The organism is Bradyrhizobium sp. T-12, from assembly GCF_058314695.1.
The window spans coordinates 2,016,435-2,037,147 of record NZ_CM177756.1 but is presented as its reverse complement, the minus strand read 5'-3'; the positions used below and the strand labels follow the sequence as shown (position 1 = coordinate 2,037,147).

The 20,713-nt window shown below is 55.1% G+C and carries 12 protein-coding genes; 3 read left to right on the top strand and 9 right to left on the bottom strand.

The genetic code is table 11. The features are described 5' to 3' along the window. Positions 1 to 90: 90 nt before the first annotated feature. From AC0WRY_RS09715 to AC0WRY_RS09675, 9 genes are all read right to left on the bottom strand, one after another. Complete coding sequence (locus AC0WRY_RS09715; RefSeq protein WP_491122992.1) at positions 91 to 963, bottom strand: hypothetical protein; 873 nt, start codon at positions 961 to 963, stop codon at positions 91 to 93. 90 nt (positions 964 to 1,053) lie between these two features. Continuing rightward, a complete protein-coding gene (locus tag AC0WRY_RS09710; protein WP_491122991.1) occupies positions 1,054 to 4,869 on the bottom strand; it encodes an AAA family ATPase in 3,816 nt (1,271 codons plus the stop codon). Positions 4,870 to 4,980: 111 nt separating this feature from the next. Then, positions 4,981 to 9,033, bottom strand: a complete 4,053-nt coding sequence (locus tag AC0WRY_RS09705) for a type ISP restriction/modification enzyme (protein WP_491122990.1) — start codon at positions 9,031 to 9,033, stop codon at positions 4,981 to 4,983. 4 nt (positions 9,034 to 9,037) lie between these two features. Further along, complete coding sequence (locus tag AC0WRY_RS09700) at positions 9,038 to 12,184, bottom strand: helicase-related protein (protein ID WP_491122989.1); 3,147 nt, start codon at positions 12,182 to 12,184, stop codon at positions 9,038 to 9,040. Then, positions 12,181 to 13,566, bottom strand: a complete 1,386-nt coding sequence (locus AC0WRY_RS09695; RefSeq protein WP_491122988.1) for a hypothetical protein — start codon at positions 13,564 to 13,566, stop codon at positions 12,181 to 12,183. Before AC0WRY_RS09695 ends, AC0WRY_RS09700 begins: the two co-directional genes overlap by 4 nt. Before the next feature lie 599 nt (positions 13,567 to 14,165). Continuing rightward, positions 14,166 to 14,816, bottom strand: a complete 651-nt coding sequence (locus AC0WRY_RS09690; protein WP_491122987.1) for a PIN domain-containing protein — start codon at positions 14,814 to 14,816, stop codon at positions 14,166 to 14,168. After that, on the bottom strand, positions 14,758 to 15,954 hold the full coding sequence (locus AC0WRY_RS09685) for a helix-turn-helix domain-containing protein (RefSeq protein ID WP_491122986.1): 1,197 nt from the start codon (positions 15,952 to 15,954) through the stop codon (positions 14,758 to 14,760). Before AC0WRY_RS09685 ends, AC0WRY_RS09690 begins: the two co-directional genes overlap by 59 nt. Next, the gene (locus AC0WRY_RS09680) at positions 15,933 to 17,309 is read right to left on the bottom strand and encodes a 7-cyano-7-deazaguanine synthase (RefSeq protein ID WP_491122985.1); all 1,377 of its coding nucleotides are present in this window, start codon (positions 17,307 to 17,309) and stop codon (positions 15,933 to 15,935) included. The genes AC0WRY_RS09685 and AC0WRY_RS09680 overlap by 22 nt, the downstream gene beginning before the upstream one ends. Beyond that, on the bottom strand, positions 17,306 to 17,830 hold the full coding sequence (locus tag AC0WRY_RS09675; RefSeq protein WP_491122984.1) for a hypothetical protein: 525 nt from the start codon (positions 17,828 to 17,830) through the stop codon (positions 17,306 to 17,308). The genes AC0WRY_RS09680 and AC0WRY_RS09675 overlap by 4 nt, the downstream gene beginning before the upstream one ends. Before the next feature lie 141 nt (positions 17,831 to 17,971). Here AC0WRY_RS09675 and AC0WRY_RS09670 point away from each other — a divergent pair, with 141 nt between their 5' ends. The 3 genes from AC0WRY_RS09670 to AC0WRY_RS09660 all read left to right on the top strand — a co-directional run bounded on the left by AC0WRY_RS09670 (position 17,972) and on the right by AC0WRY_RS09660 (position 20,708). Further along, positions 17,972 to 18,772, top strand: a complete 801-nt coding sequence (locus tag AC0WRY_RS09670) for a type IV toxin-antitoxin system AbiEi family antitoxin (protein WP_491122983.1) — start codon at positions 17,972 to 17,974, stop codon at positions 18,770 to 18,772. Then, positions 18,769 to 19,584 carry a nucleotidyl transferase AbiEii/AbiGii toxin family protein gene (locus AC0WRY_RS09665; protein WP_491122982.1) on the top strand — a complete coding sequence of 272 codons (816 nt, stop codon included), beginning with the start codon at positions 18,769 to 18,771 and terminating at the stop codon, positions 19,582 to 19,584. The genes AC0WRY_RS09670 and AC0WRY_RS09665 overlap by 4 nt, the downstream gene beginning before the upstream one ends. Before the next feature lie 95 nt (positions 19,585 to 19,679). After that, positions 19,680 to 20,708 carry a TIR domain-containing protein gene (locus AC0WRY_RS09660; RefSeq protein WP_491122981.1) on the top strand — a complete coding sequence of 343 codons (1,029 nt, stop codon included), beginning with the start codon at positions 19,680 to 19,682 and terminating at the stop codon, positions 20,706 to 20,708. Positions 20,709 to 20,713: the final 5 nt, after the last annotated feature.

The window sequence follows — 20,713 nt, the reverse complement described above, 5'->3', positions numbered from 1 at the left end:
CTCGTCGGCCTGTAACATACCGCCCCCGAAGATCGGACCCACAGTTCCCGCCGCCTTTTGAACCTCAACCGGTCACAGAAGGTCCTGCGGCTATTGGCTTTTGTCCGGCGCGGCTTCGAGGGGCAAAACCAAATGCAATAATATCGCAATCAACTCCGTTAGCTCACGAGAAGTAAGCACGTGAAATGCCGCAAAGCTCTTCTGAAATAGCGTCGAGCCAACGCTCGACGGATCTCTGACCCTAAACCGCAATTCGTCACCGACATGAACCATCGTGCTCATGACGCTCCCAATGTTCGGGTGGACCAAATCGCAAAACAAGTCGTACAACGTCCCGACCCCGGGCTCCGCTTCTGCCCATTTTTCCAGACATGTGGTCACGTTGATTTGCTCGATTGGCGGGAGCCGCCCGGGCGTCCATTTTTTTGCGTTCTTGTCTTTCTTCTTTTCGGTAAGCCATTCTGCGTAACGCTCATTGAGAGGCCGAAATCCGCCATCAAAAAAGCTCACCCAGTCAAAGCGAGTGCCCCGCAAATAAACATTCTCTTGCTCAATCAGCTGCTTTACCTGTGCCGCGGTGTAATGCTGCGATGAAGCCATCTCATGCACAACAGGTGCAATTTTTTGGCGTACAAAGTAACGAAACGTAGCAACTATTTCGATGATTGATCTGGCGGCGAGCGCGTAGCTGATGAAATCGTACTTGTTGACCGATTCCACTAGCGAAAGCGATAGAGATACATATTTGGTGCCGGTGCTCGCTAGAATGGCTTTAATAAAGTTGTTGTGCGTCTCGCGAATGTCTTCGGCCTGCGACAAAGAGAAATGACCGGCTTGTTGATCTATCGCCGACTTCAGTGAGGTCTGCTGGCCCTCAAACGTATCCATTACCGAGCGGGTTTGCGGATCAACCGTCGCCCGAATCGCATCCGAGAATCTAAATTTGGTACCTGTTAAGTCCATTCCAGCCCCGACTCATGAGAAGCACAGAGAGATACACTCAACACCTCCGCGAGAAGTATGGAGATCGGGCTCGCGTGACGCAGATTCATTTTAGATAGCAAGCAACTTCTTCAACTGGCGTTGAATCAATGCTGAGTCGATACCACGCTCTTCGGTGGTCGTCACAAGGATCCCTGACTCGCCGCCACCTTCTTCGGAAGGAAGAACGCCCTGGTCGCGATACCAGCCGAGTTTGCTCTGCCAGCGGCGACGGTATGCCGGCTCCGTCATCATTCCGAGGTGTTCGAGAAAGACCTTTTGGCCGGTTTCCGCGTCGTCTATCGTAAAGTCTGGATATCGGACGCTGCCATCGCGACCGACTAAAGGTTGTTCGTAAGTATATGCGATATCGAGCCCGTGAAGCAGATTGGCTATTATCACTTCTGACTTTGAACGCACGAGCTCGCCCCTGGCAGTGCGGTGGATCAAGCCATCTTCGAGGAATTTACCGATGTATTCGACGGGCTTCGGATTCCTGAAGAGATTTGTGATTCGACGGAATGTTTCCGAATGCTCGGCGGACGACAACTTCAGGAGATCACGGACGTCGCCTTGATGCAGAATAACCACGCGTTCTCGTTGACGCGTCAGAGCGGTGTAGAGTAATTCGCGCGATAGCAAACGACAGGGGTTCGGAACTACCACGAAGGTGATCCCAAATTCGCTACCCTGAGATTTGTGGATGGTTAGCGCATAAGCGAGCTCTAAAGGTGCATCACCCTCATCACCAAAATCCCGGGCTCCGAATCCGTACTTAAACCCGAGCTGAGAGGAGAATTCGACCTCCATCTGCCACGGCAAGCCTTTTGGCTTCCAATTTCTTCCTTTGAATTGTCCTACGACTAGCCCAATTTCGCCGTTGGCCAAATAGGCCTTATCCAACTTAGGGTAGACGTCGTAACGTCGCGAATTTGAAATATTGATGACCTTATCGCCGTACAGAATACCCTGCGCTCCCAAAGGTTTGCAGGTTTTTCGCTCCCATGGCTTCTCCGGCTCAGCCCAGGCGCGAGACTGCCGACGAAACGATTTCTGTAGCCATCGGTTTAGGCCGTCAACTCCAGTCTCACCTGCGCGTATCGGCGACAGAATTTGCCAGGACTCAACGTCGGCGCCTCCACCCCGGCGACGCTCCACTCCCTTTTCATCCACTTCACTTCTCGAAGCATTGAAATAGACAACGTCGTTGAAGGGCCGGCCTCCCAGACTAACTTCAAAGAATGCACTGTCATTGGCATCATCAGCGACTTCGTTTTGTGCTATGGTGCGAACAGCCGTTTTGATTTCCGCGAGCAATTTGGACTGAAGATCATTGTCGCCCTCCCATCGGATCGCGCGGATACCGATAGCTTTGCCGGAAGCCAGGCGATCCCACGATTCGTCGGCGCCCGGATCTGGAGCTTCGTTGCCAAACCAACGAGAAAGAATAATGTCATCCCGAGCTCCTAGCGTATTTGCGTCAACTTGCTCGGTCTGGCGGCGGACGATCTTTAGTTCGGCATATCCTCGCGGCCCCTTTCCAGTCTCACGCGAGCCGTTAGCCGCGACAAAAGCGATAATATCTACGAACGGGCGCCCGGCTCCTATCGGAGGCAGCTGCCTGGGATCGCCCACAAGAATCAACCGTTCGACCGCCGTGGTCTCGATGGCGTCAAATGTTGCAGCGAGCTGATCTTCGGTTAACATCGAGGACTCATCGACGATCACAGTCTTGTAGCCTCGTTCTCGGTTTGCGGCTTCGGTGACGATGTACCTGCCCGTTTCCGGATTATACCGACCCAGACCCAACAAGAACTGTGCAAGCGTGAACGCCTGAGCGTTCTTTGCGCGCTTCTGCATCTGTACTCGTGCCTTACCGGTGGGCGCGAGCAAAAGGACTCCACCCTCGACAATGGACGGCAGGGAGAGCAAGGCGGAGAGAAGACTAGTCTTCCCGGTTCCCGCGGGGCCGATCAACACCGAGAATCTTGATCGGTAGATTTCCTCCAGAGCTGTCGCTTTTTCGTTCCGCGCGAGCTCCTCCGTCTCGGGATCGGTTGCTTCGACAAACGCCGGCAGTTGTCTATCGATCAAGGCACGCCAGTCGTGCTCTCCACTATGGATTTTGCCCGAGAGGCGCCGCTTTACGCGGGCCGAGATTAGATCGCGGGTTTGGTCGTATTCTTTGAGTTGCCAGGCAGGCGCGCCGTCCGCCATTAGCGCAGGCGTCAAGCGCTTGTGCAGACCCGGACCGAAGGTCTCCATCCAATCTCCGCCGATGTTGCACTGAGGCGCGACTTCCATATCGCGTACCCGCTGGACGAGCCACGACTGTGGCAGGAGGGTATGCCCCTGCCCCGCCCCCTCGTCCAAAGTCGCCATACACAGCCCGCGGACACGGCGAGGGTCGATCGCCTCCGAGCAACGCGACGGCTCGGGAATCGGCAGAGCTTCCGAAACTGTAGCGTCCGGGAAAAGGCCGCGATCGACGGTTCTTACCGTGATAGGATCAATGCGCGCCCTATCTTCCTCAAAGCAAAGGAACGGGTTCGCGATGATTTCGGCATCTGATGCGACAATACCCGCACGATCCCGTTCTTCTGGCACAAACCAGCGCGTCGCTTGATCGGACGAAATCTCGAACCGCGCCAGCAATTTCAACAGCGCGCGCCGTTCCGGCTTGAGGCTATCCCACAATTTCGCCGCGCTTGGCCCGATAGTGGAGGCGAGATCGGCAGGCAGCGACTTTGGATCATGCAGGATCTTACCGACCAACGGCCAGGGATCCCGGATTTCCTTGGAACCGTCCGCGTGAAGCTGCTGTCCAATGGCGTGTGCAATCAGCGTCCCATGCGTTAGGCCGAATGCTGTCAGTGACGAGCCCAGACCGGGAAAGGCCCCCCTAAGTCGCCAGAGCCGGTTTAGTTGCGCATCAACCCAGGCACGCGCAACGTGCCAGTTGCCCGGCACCAATTTCGCAAGCCTTTCCAACAGCGAAGCACATGAGAGAAGCACCGTAATTGCTTGATCGTGAGTGACGTGCTCCGTACCCATCGAGAAAGCATCCCAATGCTCATCGGGAGCATGCAGCACCAGGCTGGCTAGATCGATACTAGGATCCTTTGCCGCAAGTTCGAGCAGATCGTGATACGGCAACAGAAAACCGTCCTCAATCGTCGGACGAATAGAGTGATGCAGGTTGCCCTCCCACAACACGCAGCGCATAGCACCAGAGGGTGCATCTTTCTCATAAACATACTCGACCGGTGGATCGACCTTGAGAACGCGACCGATGCCAACAATTGTCCGCCTGCGATCCTCAGTCAGCGGAGTGCGTTTTGCGTAAAAGAAGACGAGCGACTCTTCGGGTGTAATGGCTCCAAAGAAGGTATCCAACATTGCAAGCTGGTTGCGTCGCTCTTGTACCCAGAGCTTATCAAAGGCGAGATCCGGCTCCAATTCGGGTTTGAAACCGATCTTGTAAGCTTCTGCCTTCGCAGGAATTCCGGTGTCAGGGTCTTTCATCATCCATGCGAACGGCACCGCCGCCGCGGAATATGCTGGGTGATGGAATTGACTGCCTACAAAGTGTTTGTAGAGGGGATCGTGGCTATATGGATGCTTGACTCGACGCGAATACCCGAATGGAGACATGAAGGCGCCCCGCTCCGCAGCGCAGGCCGGCAAACCAACCCCATCTGTATTCCACGCTTTTCCCGCGATCCCAATTTCGAACTCATCTTCCTTAGTTTCCGCAATTCGGGGAAGGATCAAACAGGACGTGTTGCCGCCAGGATTGGCACAAACCGTTCCGGCCCATCGACCGTCATGCCAGGGCACGCGAACGGAAACGTGCATGGTTGGCAACTGCCTTGCACCCTGAATCATAGCCCCACCCCATCTTTGTCAATTATCGTTCTTCTGAAATGCCCGCTTCATCGGCAACGCGAGCCCATGAGGTCGTGGCTACCTCAGTCAGGTTCCTCTGCCTAACGGATTTCAACCGGATCTTCGGATCTGTGAGCCGTCGCTTTCCAAACGATCTTCGCGCAGCAGTCCATTGATCAGCGAACGTGCAGTATCATCTATCGCAGGCCCGGTCCGGCGGAATCCCATCCACCGGGCGAAGGCGCGCACGGCATCTTCACGTTCGGTCCACTGCCGGCCATTCAGGGAGGCTAAGAATTGCTCTTTCAGAAACTCCCGGTCGTATTGTTCGATCGTCCGCGCGAATAGACAAAGAACGCCGCGCTCGCTTGCGATGATTCTCCGCCGTACTGCTGCTCGCAATACGTTGTCGAGTTCTCCGTAAATCCGGGTTCCCGTGCGCTGGTAACCCACCTCTCGGGCAAGCGCGTCGATCGCCGCATCCCGCTCCCGTTCCTGGCCGTCGCCGAACAGATGGCGAATACGGCAAATCAAATCTTCCCGGTCGAACTCGTCCGGACTGGGGAGTGTAGCATCGAGCTCGGTCGATGCGGCTGTCTCGTAGGACTGCGTTTCAGGTTCGGCTGCTTTGAGCACTCGCGGCAGGGCCATCCCATATGCGGCGGCCGTGGACCTCGGATGCGCGAGTGGCACTAAATTGCTTGCGTCGAGCCCCGTCTCCATTTCGATCCCACGGGTCGCTTCATATCCTTGCGCAAATGCGCCCGGCCAGCCGCCATGGGCTTCGACGACTTCGTCGATCTCCTTCATCAAACGGATAGTCTCAGCGAGGGCCGCGACAATCTTCTGGTAGTGAGCAATGTCCGCCTTGGAGAGCATACGGCCTTTACGGTCCTTGAGCCACTTCTCACAAACTTGATACCCGCCGATTTGGAAGTTCCAAACAGCCTCGGGCACACCGCGGAAGCCAGTGGTGCCGGCCGTGGCCGGCTGACCTCTCTTTGCCGTGACGGCATCGAGCCAGACGGTATCGTTTGACCAACCGACGCGCTCGACCTCCAGGCCTTTCGACCCAACGTATTCAGGCCCGGATTCGCCTAGCTTAGCGGATTCCATCAGATGTAGAGCTACGAGCTCGCCGCCCAGCCGGGCCAGTTCGACAAACAGCGCAAGGTTCGAGGCCAGAGGCACACGCGGAAACTCAACTTTTAAAAACTGCGCGTAGCGGACTCGGTAAGTCGGACTGTACAGTATCGCATAGATGAAGTTGAAAATATCTTCGGGACTCAAGCCGCGCGGGAGATTGTGCGGCTTAACTTGCGGCAAATTCAGCGTTGCTGCCAGTTGTCTGAGAAATGCAGGCGCGAAATTCGGCGCACCTGCAACGCCTAACACCAAGCCTTCTTCGTCGTCATAGACGTATAGTGGATGTATGTAGCCACGCTCCCGTGACTTGTTCGAGACGTAGCAATCGTCTATTAACCCCCGAGCGACGAGTACGTGTGACCACGCTTCACCGACGCATTGACGACAGACGTGAAAAGCTACGTTTCTTCCACCTAACATGTGGCCGGAGACCTCAGGCCGCGGCCAGTCTATCATCCAATCGGCCCAATAGACGTACCGTTGATCGAACGGGCGGTAGCTACATTCCCGAATGCGTTCTTTCCATTTTTTGTCACTGGCAACTTGTTTGCGAGCTTTAGGTACTTTCCATCCGCGTGTGTCACCATCGGGATACTTGTCCGAGCCACAGCCTTCAAAATACTCTTCCCGAATTGTAGCGTCAGACTTTCTCAAATCGGCAAAGTCGGCGATGCGGGCAAGGAGGGCGGCCTTATCGAGATCAACAACAAAATGGTCGCGCGCAGTGATGAAGCCAGCACAATTCAGCGGCATTAGATTATTAATTTGCCAGCCAGTGTTGTATTCTTCTCGGAACTCTATGTTCAGTGCTTCGAAGAAGTAATAAGGAGAATCTGGCGCCAGCAGCGAATGGCTAACTGTGCCAACCGAGCTCTTGGCCAACCACGAATACTTAGCGTCGCGCGTCCCCCACAAGTCAGCGTGTTCAACGCCACATTCCGAACCGCCTCGTGTTGCCAAGCAGATTGCAACGCCCTGCTTGATGTCAAAGACGTTCTCGTCGCCTACTCCTACCGGAGGCCGCTCGGCTCTTGTCGTATTGCCATGCAAGTCAAGTAAGCGGAGACATTGGAACGTGCCCATGAGGCTCTGCCTCATCCCGCGAAAAGTCGGATTGCTCAAATACCCATGATTAGTGATGTAACCTAATACACCGACGTGTGCGGTTTCTACAGTCGTCTGCGCCTTGCGAATAAACTTGACGTAATCATCTTGCAGCCAGAGTTTTCGTTCTTTCAGCGCCTCACCGTCTACAAGTTTATATGCATCGACGAGGTGCTGCGCGTCTTCAGTCATATTCGATGAAACGCCCGCATACGGCGGATTTCCTATCACCACCGTAAACCGATGCGCGCTCTTGATCTGGCTGACTGCTTGAGCCTCATGAGCAAGCGCCGGAATCATGAACTCAAACTTTGACGAGAAATCGTGCGCCGGTTCGAGTGCGTTGGTGAGGTAGACTCGCGCTCGCTCTTCACTGCCGAAATGATATCCCGTCTCGTGGAGTTTGATGCCGATCTTAAGATGTGTGATCGCATAAGGCGCCATCATCAGCTCGTAGCCGTGCAACCGCGGCAAAAGATGCCTCGGTACGTACTCATTCCAAAGCGTTTCAATCTCCTTTTCGTCGTAACGCTGCGCCTTCCATTTGGCGATCAGCGTTTTGTGGATGAGGTCGACAATTTCTACGAGGAAGGTGCCCGTGCCAGTCGCGGGGTCTAGGATTTGAACGAAGGCCTGCGAGGGCGGAACCCCTTGAGGTATCGTTAGACCTTTGTGGCGTTTCGCCATTTCGCCCCAGGTGCTGGTGTCGGCCAGACCATCGTGAAGACCGAACTCTGTGCGCAGCAGTTCATCTACCGAACGCACGATGTACGAGACCACCGGTCGGGGGGTGTAGAAAACACCGCGCTGCATTCGCTTCTCGGCGTCGTATTCCTTAAGGAATAACTCATAGAAGTGGATGACAGGATCTTCTTGAGGATTTCGGTCGTCGAAGTCGCGAACGACAGCTTCCATGTTCGCGTCGTCGAGCAATTCTACGACTTCGCTCACCCCTAGCTCGTCGAAATCAATGCCCGGCCCCCCCGCTTTGCCGCGGCGTCCGCCAACCTTTAGAAAGGTTTCCATCAACTCGCGAAGAAATGGGTTAGTACGCATGTGGCCCGCGAAATCATCCGCGGTCTTCTTCTTGGGGTCCGCGATGCGGGCCGATAGGAGACCGTAGGCGATAGTCTGGGCGTACATATCCGCGAAGCCGTCAGCATCAAGATCGTGAACCAACGCCTGCTGAAACGCCTTCATCAACTTGGTAAGCGGACCGAATTCGGTCTCGATTGCAAGCGCAGTATTAATACGATCACGGATGGCACGGGCCAACTCGGCCAAGCGGATCGAAAGCTCTTTCGACGTGCTGACGACTTCACGGTGACCGAGGGTAAATGCCGCCCGCCAATTTTTTCGCCAGGCATCGACATCAGCATCGTTGTCAGGCCAAGCGAGGTGTTGCGTTAGCTCCCTGGCAACAGCATCGAGATGCAACGCAGTATCCAGGTTGTCCCAGCCCAACACCTTAAGAGTCGGCAAATCATTACCATCCCGAGCCGTTGAGAAATGGGCAAAACTGATCTGGCGCTCGTTGCCCTCACCAAAGTTGGAGATAAAGAGCAAGTCATCCGCTGCCCACGCCGCGCGCTCGGCATTGTTAGCGGAAGCACGCTTCTTCAGCGCGACGGCGCTGAGGATGCGACGCAACGCGACAACCGGTAGATTCTTTGGCTCGAATTTGACGAAAAATATGCCCCAAGGTTGATTTGGAGACAGCGGACGCAGACGTTTGATTTCCTGGATTTTGGCTGCGCTCTTGGTGTCGATGCCGAGTTCTTCCGGTGTGTACTCGAAAGTCAGCTCCTCGAAATCGCCGCCGTCGATTGGCCAGCCCATAGGATCCCGGAGATAGCGGACAAGCTGGTCGAAGCGCTTAATAGCGGCAAGTTCAATCCGGTGGTCGGTTGGCACAGGCTCAGCCCTCGTTGATTTCCATCCAGCACTTGAGCGCCGGCTTTATACCCACGGGGGCGTCTACCCGCTTAAGGTACGTGTTCTTGATGTGCTTCTCGATCCTGCCGCGGAGATCGACCAGAGCCTTTTCGGCCATCTCGCACTGCCGCGAGGTATCCGGCTTGGAGCGAATGCTGGTGGCGATGTCGCCCGGCTCTTCCAAGATTGCGTTCCGGTTGAGGTCGTATAGATACCAACGTGTTGTGCCCGCCTCGTGCGTGAACTCTCCGGTCTCCTTGTCGAGAGCGGGCAGAGCAAAACAGAAGAACACCCCGGCTATTCCTTTAGCCGGCCTCTGCCTTCCGCTAAATATGCCCCCAGGTAATCCCCTGAGACGATCTTGGAGCGCAGGATCCGCTAGAAGCAGCGCTTGATATTCGAGATGCATGTCCTCTACGGCGGTTTTGGTACCCTCGTACGCGTGATTGAACTCTTTAAGAGCCTCGTAGTCATCTTCGGGCGTCAGGAGCTTCTTTCCTTCGATCCCAAGAGTCTTAGAAATCAAAAGTGTCTTCTGGGTCACCTTGGTGTACAGCGTCAGAATTGCATTCAATTCGTCAGGTGGCAGGAAATTCCAGAAGCTCACCTTGCCGCGTGATGCAGCAACTTGCGGATGGTCGTTGATCAGACGCTTTTCCACCGCGGGATTCATTCGGCGGTCAACACGCCCAATACGCTGCATCAACCTCACCGGATTCCAATGAATATCGTAGTTGATCATCCGGGATGCATCTTGAAGGTTCAAACCTTCGGAAAGCACATCGGTTGAGATCAACACTCGAATTTCGTCGCGACCGCTGTCCGCCAACATTTTCGAGGTGTAAGCATTGTAATAAGGTGAAAAGCGCTGAATGACATCGGCCCGATTTGCCTTCGTCGCGCTGTCAACCTGTGCGACGCCCTCTACACCGGCCTTGTCCAACTGACGCTTCAGATAGCGGGCGGTATCGGCGAACTCAGTAAAAATTAGGACTTTTTGGTCTGCCAGATCCTTGGATTTCAGCAAACGAATGAGCTTCTGCAACTTGTCATCATGCCGTGTTTCGAACTTTCTAGCTTCCTCGATAAACTGGACAATCTGGTCGAGGTCTAGAAACGTCTCCGACATCATTTCGGCGACGTTGTAATCCTCTCGATTGAGGTGTTCGACCGCGTCGAGCATTTCCTGCGGCACGACGTCGTCATCAGGATCGCTGTCCTCATCTTCCCAGAACTCCAGTTGCCGCGCCGCCGCGTAACCCAGGAGCTCTGCATTTTGGGATTTCCACCGCTCCAACCGTCTCTTTTCTGAATCGGTCTCGCTGTGAACTTCAAGGAATGCCAGCAGCTTCCGGAGAAGCCTATCGCAAGACAGCTCGAATGCGGCGACGGAACTCTCGAACCTCTTGAGAAAATTAGTCCTGATAAGACCAACGACCTGTTCCTGTCGCCCTTCTTCGAGGGGGTCTATGCTCTTATCGGCGCCCTTGTACCAGGCGAGTGGGTAGTACATCGGTAGAGTGAACAATGGCTTGGTGCGGGTAAATGCCTTTTCAAACATCTCCAATAGGCGGCCATAGGTCTTCCGGATGGAGTACTCGGCCACCTGAGGAGCCTTTCGATCCGGAAAGACGGCTGCATTGCCCGTCTCGCGCATCTGGCTCTCGCGCGCATAAGCCCTACTTCGCTGCACAACGAGACTTTTGAAGATCTCGTCGGCGGCGAGAAAATCCTGCACCTCCGCGATGTGTCCTGAAACATCAGCGACTTCGTGGCCCACGGTCTTTCGTAGTTGCTTCTCGATGTTGTTGAAATGCGATCGCAAACTATTTACGCCGAGCGTTTGAGCGAAATAGGCCTCGTTGCCGCGAGTAAATAGCTCCGCCATATGCCGGAAATCGCTGATGCGATTATTGATCGGCGTGGCCGTTAACATGAAAAGGGTCTTCGGCCGCACAGTCGAGTCCAGTAGATCGTAGAGCCGATAATAACGGGATGGAACGCCGGTGCCGTCCGCGCCTCCTCGGCTTCCCGGATTGCGGAAATGATGAGCTTCGTCAATGATCACAACGTCGGCCAGTTCTGCAATTCGACGGAAACGCTCTGGGAATTCGCCCTTTCGCCCCAGATCCGTGTGGCTAAACACCGCCAAGTTGCTGAAGTCTGCGTTGCCGCCTACCCCGCCAATGTGAGGGAGATATTCGCGCAAGTGAGGTTCCCAAACGCCGTCCTTTGCCGCTTTCGGCGCAAAGAGCACAACGCGTTTTCCTTCGTGTAAGACGAGGCGCTCGATCAACATCAAGCCGACAAAGGTTTTGCCGAGGCCGACGCCGTCACAAAGAAACGCGCCGGAATGTTGGCGCGCGATCTTCATTAAGGCCCAATACGCCTCCTTCTGGTAGCGATCGATTTTTGGAAACATCTTTGAGCGGGTCTCATCCCACTCAGTGGCGGTCAATTCATGGCCGCGGAAGAACTCCTGCAAGGCTTTCGTGTAAACATCGAACGGTGAATACAGCCGGACGTGACGAGATATCGCCTCAAGAATGAGATCTGTTACGTCAGCCGCTTCGTTCCAATGAGCATCAAACCATTCCTGGAGCTGGGTGACTTCACGCGCGCTTTGAATTTGAACATTCAGTTCAATATTCTTGGTCAAGCCCGGCATCGTAAAATTGCTTGAGCCAACCAAGGCTAGCGAACCGACCACATCAAGCTTCGCATGCGTGATGTATGTCTTCGCGTGAAATTTCTCACGATCGTAAACCCGACATTCTATCTGCCGGGACTGAAGCGCCGCGATGATTGCCGACGCACCTCGAAGAAATGGATTCGGATCTTTGGTCGCTTCCAGGCTTTTGTCTAGCTCCTCGACAGCTTTCTTGACCACGGCATCCAAAAAGGCCTTTCGGGTCCTATGCGTTGTGTCGGCGCCCATAAGTATTCGGATTTTGCTGAGCGACTGCCACTTTCCGTCGAGCGCCAGAATGGTGCCGATGTCGAAATAGCCGGTAGCAATGTCGAAGCCCTTGGCTATTTCCGTCCATTCTTCGAGATAACGTAGCGCAGTCCAGCCCGACACACTATTGTCGACGATAAAGAGATCACGTCCCTTCGGTGCATCGCTCATACCCGCGCTCCCTGAGCAGAAGCTGCCATGGCATGACGCTTCAGAACCTCTGTCTCGAAAGCGTCAAGGACGAGGTCGTACGATCCTTCGTTCTTGCCAACCTTTTGCGGATCAGCGCGGAACGCGTCGAGAATCACGCGGTACTTTTTCACAATGGATTCTAGATGCTCGTCCAGGAAGCGGAAGGGATCCTCTTTCCAGCGGACGTGTCCATTTGCGTCCTTCTCCATGAGTGCCCGTAGGCCATAGACCAGCGGCATTATCAAGCCATCCGGATAGGCATACTCGACTTCCACATCCGTGAAATGGGTACGTGGCTTTGATCGCATTCGTTCCGCCATCTTGACTACAGCAAGGCCGCCGAAGCGACCTTCACGATCACCATTGTAGGCCGCCGGAAAATCGCGATAGATCTTATCATAAAGCTCCGGGAGCTGGCCGGCGATGACAAGGGCGCTATGCACCGCGCTGTTGTGGAGCTCATGTGTATAGTCGCCCTCCGCAGCGCTGGAGACACGCTCGTCGCTCATCAGCGTATCAAAGTGTTTGGCGAGCTCGCCTTTGTTTCGATAAAGATTCTGCGGCGGGATCTTGAATTCCACAGGCAAATCAATCACCGACAAAGGAATCCATGCGAGAGCTATGAGGTCGCGCACTTTGACCTCGCCACCGTCGTTTGTTTTCCATTCGACGCGCCTCGCAATCGGCGGCTGTAGTGACTTACGGAGATACTCGTAGAACCCTTTCTTATTCGCCTTGGTCTCCAGCGTTAACTCGACGTTGTTGTTGCGGGCCGCGCAAATATCGAGAAGAGAGCTATTGAACTCGTCCACAGTCTCGCTGTTCGTGATATCGGCAGGAACAAGAACTTCCACAGGCACAAGAAAATCAAGCGGTCCACCTGCCGATTCTTCGCCGGCAATCCGTTTTAGCTCGGCAATCTCTGCACGATTAGCGGCCCAGGCATCCTTCAATTCTGTCCAACGCTTGATCTTCTTGAAAACCCGGTCGTCCCCGAGAGCCCGTGCCAGAACAAAGGTTCCGATAGCAAGCATGTTGTGCCCGCCATCCAAGATTCCCTCAATCTTGGTGTTCTCGAAGCGGATCTCGTAACGCTTGCGTTCGAGCGCGGCGTAATTTGAAGCGCCGACGAGGACGCCCTTCGTCTTGAACGGAAAAGTGTCCGGCGTTTCGCAAATGCTGTCGATAATGTCTGCGGTGACTGGACCGGCTTTGGCTTCGCGAGGGTTTGCTTCAAGGTCTGCTGCATCAAATAGTTGCAGCATATTCTTCGCCCTGACAAAGCCCACGATACGGCGAACAGGTCCCTCCGTTTGCTCGGATACCTGCTCAAAACGGATAACAACTTTAGCGGGGTTCATTCGGTTCTCCAAAAAGGAGAGACCGATTCTAGCGCGGGCTCACGCAATATGACGGCTCAACAGGGCGCAAAAAAATCGCAAAATATCCCGCCAAAGCCATCGCTATCCAGCGACACCACTACCAGAACCGTCTCGGGTTCTTCTTTCAGCTTCCGTCCGGAAGCGTTATCAACATGCACAATCGGCGGTTGTTCGTCAAGACGGGTGTCAGATTGGTGTTATCACTCCGGCTGAGCGCTTGTTGCATTGCGGCGCAAGACATCTACCGCCCGGGTTTTACGAGCTTTATGGCGCGCCGACGTCATGATTTTGAAATTACCGAATTTCATTTCGTCGCTATCCAACCTGCCGTTAGCGCGTAGGTTTATCACTGTCATCGACGCATCGTCTTCCGAGGGCCGAGCCGGGCGCTTTGGACCGGGACCTATCCAGCCACAGGGTAGCCCGGGCTTCGTGAGCAACATGCCGGGACAAGTCGGCCCCTGACTTGTCGGGTGCGATGACTCGTCCTTACCGCGAGCTCAGTGGGGCGCCGATGAGCGCGCAATCATGATAACCAAGGACTGAAGATCTCGCGCCCTGTGAGCAAACGCGAGCAGTCAGGCGGTCGCTGCTCGCGCCATCTTTGGCAGGCTGCTACATAATACCGCCCGCTCTGGACCGATCATCGTACGCAGTCTTTCCAGGTACTCAGAAGGCACATGCATGCGAGCACCGGTTAAAGCGCTCGTCAATGCGTCGGCTTGCGCCTGGACACCGAGCGCCAATGCAATGGCGTCGTGCATCAGAAACTCTACGGTGCATCCGACCAGAAGCGACGGATAACGACTAGAGCATAGCGACCTTGCTTTGCGCTCGTCTATGAGCGCAATCCCCGAAGTCTCTTGAGCGTAAGCGATGGTCGCAGCCTCGCCGTCGTCGAGTGTCTGCTTCGCAGACCCGCCGATAAGACTTTCATAAACCACCATGCCTGGGGTGCCGAGAGGAGCGCGGCGTATGAGGCCGGCATCAATCAACTCAAGAAGCTGCTCGTGATCTCGGTGACCTTTCTGCGATCCTGCTTTCAGCTCTGCCGCGGCGTTTTCCGTAATGAAGAAAGGGTTCGGCACCGCTCTGATTATATCGGCAGCGCGACCCGTCGCGTTCAAATTGATCGCGACGCTGGCATCGGCAACTAGGCTCGCACGGGGATTAGTGAGGAAGCTTGACAAGCTCATTGGCTTCGCTTTCCTCTTTCTCAGCGCCGTCAAGAAGCTCTCTTACTTCGTGACGATTCAGTTGCAACAGCCGGGCAAGTTGCCCTTCACTATAGATGTCCTTCTTCCACGCCTCGCGGGCTAGGAGCGCGAGACGCGGTGGGACGAGGCCTTGGGCCCGCGCCATATAGACTTTTTTGTCGGGCAACTCACCAAGCACCTGACGCACTTGGTCGTCCGTAATCCCGCCGTTCGCGACGAACCAATCCCAGGTGCCCTCGCGGGCGAGTTTGAGTTCCTCCAGGCGGCGCACAATGGCCTCACGAGAAACACCCGAAGCGTGAGCAAGTAGAATGATGTGGCGGCGGGTTAAGTAAGACTGTCCAGCGGTGATTTCCGCGAATTGTTGACGTACGACCCGCGCAGGCGTGATGAAGGAACGCTGAAATGCGTTGGCATATCGTTCTTCGCGAGACGTAAACCGCTCGTCATCCGTCAGCACTTCGGCCTGACGTCGGGTCGAGATCAAATGCGCGGTTTCGTGCACTCCCGACTGCAACAGACGTTCAGGAGGATGGTTCGCGTTTAGCAGAATACATGCGCCCGCAGTCTCATCGTAAGCAAATAGACCCGAGACCTTGCCATTTAGAGGACGCACGTAGACGCGAACGCCGAGCTGCAAATCAAGGATGGATACTATGTCGGTAATTGGACCAGATCCAAGCCCGAGCCAGTCGCGCAGCTCTTGCGCGTCCTGCTCCGCTTGCGCCCGGATATCCCCAGGCAAGATTGGGCGCTCGGGAGGATAATTGCGCGTGCGGACCACGCCTAGCGCGTTCTCAAGCTCTACATCGGCGCGGACAAGGTCATTCAGGAGCCGAGTTGCGGCTTCTACCGCGTCATCGCTGCTTTCCTGCAATTTGCGAAAGCGAGGCACCATATCAAGATGTACGGCTTCACGGCGGAGGAGAGCGTTCGCAGAAGTCCGATAAGCGGTAGCGAGCTTTTGCAATTCCTCCATCTGCACGCGGCGCTTTCCCTGCTCGATCGCGACGAGAGTGGTTCGCACAACCCCTATTTGGGCAGCGGCATCAACCTGCGTCAGCTTCGCGTTTTCACGCGCCAGCCGCAGGCGCTCGCCGATTTCCTTGTCCGAAAGTCTTTCTCCATTCATTGACTTGCCCGCGTCCATTTCCTGATGAACGAGTTTGGTCCCAACTCGTCCAAAAAATTGCTCCACTCCGCAGCATGCCGTTCGAGCATGCTGAGAATCTTTTCTTCGGCGACTGAGGCCGAAATTCCAAGTGCCATCCCTGTCAAAATGGCATGCCGCTGGATAGCGGGACGCGCATCCGCGCTTGCCATGTCTGCCATGTGATCCAGATGAAGCGTGCCTGCGATTGCGTATTGCTCGAATGCGCGGTTGCTTCGAGTGAAATCGGGATGGATCGCCGCGTCGAGTGACGGCGCACTCAAATTCGTGCAAATATAAATTCCATCCTCTTCACGTAAACCGGCAGCGTGAACGCTCATGCGGCGCAGCATGCAGGCAGCGCATATACCGCACTGTAGATGTTTGTGATCTAAGGCGCTCCAGCGTACATCTCTCCAGCAGGATCGCGTGGTTTTCCACGAGTCACTTTCCGGCAGCTCCGTGAATTCTCGCAGCGTCTCGCCTTTTGTGTGCCAAAGACGCGGAAATACAAATTCCACCGGGTTCTTTAGCAAAGCCGCGAGGAAGCGAGCCATTCGTTTGGTGAAGAGAGGATGATTGCGGTAGTCCGGGTAAGCATGGCTGACGGTCAAGAGGGCAGGGCCGATTGATCCTTGGCCGCTTTCTGGAACCAGAATTTGGCGCGCATCAGCAAGGTAAGCGGCTAATCCGCTGATCATCGCGAATTTGAACCCGCGGGTCCGGGCGCTCGATTCGCGATTGCTCATTTTGATCTTCTTGAATCTATAAGGAACTCTCGCGAAGGGCAGTAGCTGACCGTCAAAAACGGTCTTGTCGGCAGCCTTAGACCCAATGCGGACGCGCACAAGCTTGTCGCCAAGCGCTTTACCGGCAAGACCCGCAACAGCCCGCGAGTCCATGCCCTCGCTGTAGGCGATCACCGCTTCGGTCGGCCGCGGGAATGGCAAGCATTCTTGTATCGGGGCTGGAACAGGTTTTGATCGCTTTATGAATTCCAGCGTCCAAAAGTCTCCCGTAAGGAAGCCGAGTGCGTCGTGCAGCGAGTTTGAAACAGCTGGATCACTCCATCGGGCGGGATCATGCACAGGAATGCGCAGGCTAATGCGCCGCGCCCAGCCGCGTGAAGGCCGCTTGACTGACAGGTCAGCGAATTCAATGGAAGCCGAAACGACCATTGCATCATAGATCACGGTTTCCCAGCGAGCGAAGGCATAGGACCGTAGCGCCTCGATGCTAAATTCGAGATTTCGGTCGAGGTTAAATGCGACGCGCCCTTTGCGCGGCTTGCGGCTCGCTTCGACAACATCGATCGATTTCTCGCTGATCGTCTCTTTATAAGCCGTGACGGTCATAGGGGCGGTCCTTCGTCAACGCCCGACTGGCGCGGCAACGTAATAGAGCGTGGGGACGGCGGGGTCCCCGGTGCCAGGAGTTCCCCAGCAAGAGCGCCGCAGTCGAGTTGTTGGCTGGCGGCATCCAGCCGCGTGCGCACGTATCCGGCGCTGCGGGAGCTGGCTTCCCGCTGATAGTGTTCTTCAATTCCGCGAAGGGCGCTGCGCGTCGTGTCTTGGAGCGCATTTTGGAGCGCTGCGTGAGTGCCCGCTTCTCCGGTCAATCCAGAAGCAGCGGCAGCGATGGCGCAGTCGATGACATGAGTAGCAGCTGCCGAGCGGTGAGCCAGCCGCAATGCATCCAGGCACTCTATTCGCCATTCGGGAAACAGAGTGTCGGCGCCCATAATGTCGCGGATTTCCTTGATGGGCGCTGCGAGGATTTCTTTCTTCAGCGCGTGCGGCAGCGCTTCGGAGACTTGGTCCGGCGAGAACGCAGCCTTCGCAGATCGCTCCGCGAGGTCCTTCCAGTGCCGCCGCATGGGCAGGCTTCTATGGGGTCCATCAGTCACTGGGTGCCTCCAATGTCACATTCGTAATATAAGAATGCTGACAATGTCAAAATGTATAGGTTTGCGAATGGATCGATTGCGTAAAGTATTGAAATTTGATACTTTACGCAGATGATTTCAGAAAACCGCTTGTATGCCCGAGATTACCTGACGCGACTCGCTGCCAACGGGCGCTATCATTTTGGGTCCAGTGACGCCCAAAAAGCGCTTGGGGTCTCACCGGCCGCGGTGAAGCTGGCTCTGAACCGTCTCGCCAAGCAAGGTCTGATCGCGTCACCAGCCCGGGGCTTCTACGTTATCATCCCGCCCGAATACCGATCTCTGGGATCTCTCCCCGCAGACCAGTTTATCCCCGCACTCATGCAAAGGCTGGGTCTTACTTATTACGCCGGGCTGCTAACTGCCGCTCAGTATCACGGCGCGGCCCACCAACGACCGCAAGAATTCCAGGTGATGCTGGCAAAAAGCCGTCGTCCGCTCATCAGTGGCAGGGTTCGGGTCGCCTTTTTCGTCCGAAAAGACATTGCCGCGATTCCAACCCAGAGCTTTAACACTCCGCGCGGCACTCTCCTGGTTTCCACGCCGGAGGCGACAGCCGTCGATCTGGTCGGCTACCCCGGTCCTATCGGGGGAATCGATCAGGCCGCAACTATCCTCGCAGAACTGGCGGAGAGCATAAATCCCGAAAAGCTCCTAACAGCGGCCCAAACTGCACCCATGCCGTGGGCGCAGCGGCTCGGTTATCTTCTCACGAAAGCCGGTGCGGGCGACCGTACCGATGCTCTCAAATCTTACGTCCGGCAACATGCGCGGCAGACCGCCGTGCTATTGCCGACCGCGCCTTACGATAAGGCCCCTCGCGACAGCGACTGGAAACTGATCATCAATGCCGAAGTGGAGCCAGAGCTATGATTCCGCGCGACTACATCTCGGAATGGCGGGCTCACGTTCCCTGGGTGCAGGATATCCAGGTGGAACAAGATCTTGTAATCTGCAGAGCGCTCGTCGAGATATTCACGCACCCTGTTCTTTCAAAGGCTTTGGCGTTCCGCGGGGGCACGGCCCTCTACAAGCTCTACATCATTCCCGCTGCCCGCTATTCAGAAGACATCGATTTGGTACAGGTTCGCGCAGAGCCAGCTGGCGCTGTCATGGAAGCCTTGCGATCCGTGCTCGATCCATGGCTCGGCACACCCCGCTGGAAGCAGACCGAAGGCCGCGTGACCTTCGTCTATCGTTTTGCGTCTGAGGATACGCCGCCGATCAATATGAGGCTCAAAATCGAAACTAATACACGGGAGCATTTTGCCGTCCATGGCTTCAAACAGATGCCATTCAGCGTCGCTTCGCGTTGGTTTGCAGGAAAATGCGACATCTCAACTTACGAGCTTGACGAGCTCCTGGGCACCAAACTGCGGGCCCTCTATCAGCGCAAGAAAGGCCGCGATCTTTTCGATCTTGCGATTGCGCTGAAACAGGAAGGGGTCGATCCGGAGCGCATTGTCAAAACATTCGCGTCCTACATGGATCATGGCGGTCATAACATCACCCGCGCTTTATTCGAGCAGAATATGCACCAGAAAATGACGGATGCTCAATTCACTGCCGATATCAGCCCACTGCTGGCCAACGGATATTCGTGGGATATGAAGAAGGCGGCTGACGAGATTGCAGCGGCCTTGATCCAGAAGTTACCGGGAGATCCCTGGAAAGCAGGGGCTTGAAGCTCCAAGGCCGCAGACCAAAATAATCTGAGCCCTTTTGAAATTCGTGCGTTTCGCGCACCCATCAACAAAGCCAGAACTGTGTGGAGAGCAACTTGAGTAAATCAATTTTTATCAGTCATGCCGTGAGGGACAAAGACCTCGTGAAGGAGATTGTAGAGCTTATCGAGGAAGGGATGGGGGTGCCGGAAACGGAAATCTTCTGCTCCTCTCTGGATGGCTACGGCATCCCCAACGGCCAAAACTTTGTGACGTACATCAAAGAGCAACTGCTTAGCCCCAAAGTTGTGGTCTTAGTTCTCACGCCGGCATATTTCGAAAGTAAGTTTTGCATCAGCGAGCTTGGAGCCGCGTGGATCAAATCACACGACATTTTCCCGATCCTCGTTCCACCGCTCGAATACAGCGATGTTAAAGACGTCTTGCTCGGTACGCAGGTTGCGAAAATTGCCGACGACATAAAGTATAACGAGCTTCTCGAGACCATGAAGAAAACTCTTACGTTCACGCCAAAGTCTCAAACAAAATGGGATACTAAACGCCGGGCATTTTTGAAGGCAATTGATCCGCTTCTGAAAAAGGTGTCAGGACCAACTATGGTTTCGGCTGCCGAACTTGAGGCAAAGAGCAAACAGCTCGCGGAAGCTCAGGCGGAACTGGATGCGTCAGAAACGGAAATCCGTCAGTTGAAGGAAAGGCTGGAAGCAACCGAGGCTTTGAAGGACAAAACAGAACTCAAGGCGCTTCAATCCCAGCACACCGATGCAGATATTTTGAAGCAGTTCAATGCACTCACGGGTGAGGTTAAGGCATATAAGTCGGTGGTGAGAAGCGGAGAAGTTCTCAAATTTATATTGAGCGAGTATTACTCCAAACCTTACAAGGTCAATTTTTTCCAAGATCGCGAAGATTTCGAGCAAGCGGCTCGGCTTGGATTTATCGACGTTGAAGATGGCGAGCGAGTTGTCTGGGAAAAACGTCAGATGAAGCAGCTCAGCCAAAAGCTGGATGAACTCGGTACATTTGTTAACGAGAACCAACGAGCCTTGGAGTCTAGCGAAGACGACGATGCGCCGCTTGATCCGGGCGCCCAAGACTTTTGGGAGTGGCACTACGAACTCTAGTAATA

What these genes read in the sequence shown, in the direction of transcription:
- AC0WRY_RS09670 (WP_491122983.1), top strand. Translation starts at nt 17,972, where the DNA reads ATGATTTCAGAAAACCGCTTGTATGCCCGAGATTACCTGACGCGACTC.
- AC0WRY_RS09715 (WP_491122992.1), bottom strand. Translation starts at nt 963, where the DNA reads ATGGACTTAACAGGTACCAAATTTAGATTCTCGGATGCGATTCGGGCG.
- AC0WRY_RS09665 (WP_491122982.1), top strand. Translation starts at nt 18,769, where the DNA reads ATGATTCCGCGCGACTACATCTCGGAATGGCGGGCTCACGTTCCCTGG.
- AC0WRY_RS09680 (WP_491122985.1), bottom strand. Translation starts at nt 17,309, where the DNA reads ATGACCGTCACGGCTTATAAAGAGACGATCAGCGAGAAATCGATCGAT.
- AC0WRY_RS09700 (WP_491122989.1), bottom strand. Translation starts at nt 12,184, where the DNA reads ATGAGCGATGCACCGAAGGGACGTGATCTCTTTATCGTCGACAATAGT.
- AC0WRY_RS09685 (WP_491122986.1), bottom strand. Translation starts at nt 15,954, where the DNA reads ATGGACGCGGGCAAGTCAATGAATGGAGAAAGACTTTCGGACAAGGAA.
- AC0WRY_RS09695 (WP_491122988.1), bottom strand. Translation starts at nt 13,566, where the DNA reads ATGAACCCCGCTAAAGTTGTTATCCGTTTTGAGCAGGTATCCGAGCAA.
- AC0WRY_RS09675 (WP_491122984.1), bottom strand. Translation starts at nt 17,830, where the DNA reads ATGCGGCGGCACTGGAAGGACCTCGCGGAGCGATCTGCGAAGGCTGCG.
- AC0WRY_RS09710 (WP_491122991.1), bottom strand. Translation starts at nt 4,869, where the DNA reads ATGATTCAGGGTGCAAGGCAGTTGCCAACCATGCACGTTTCCGTTCGC.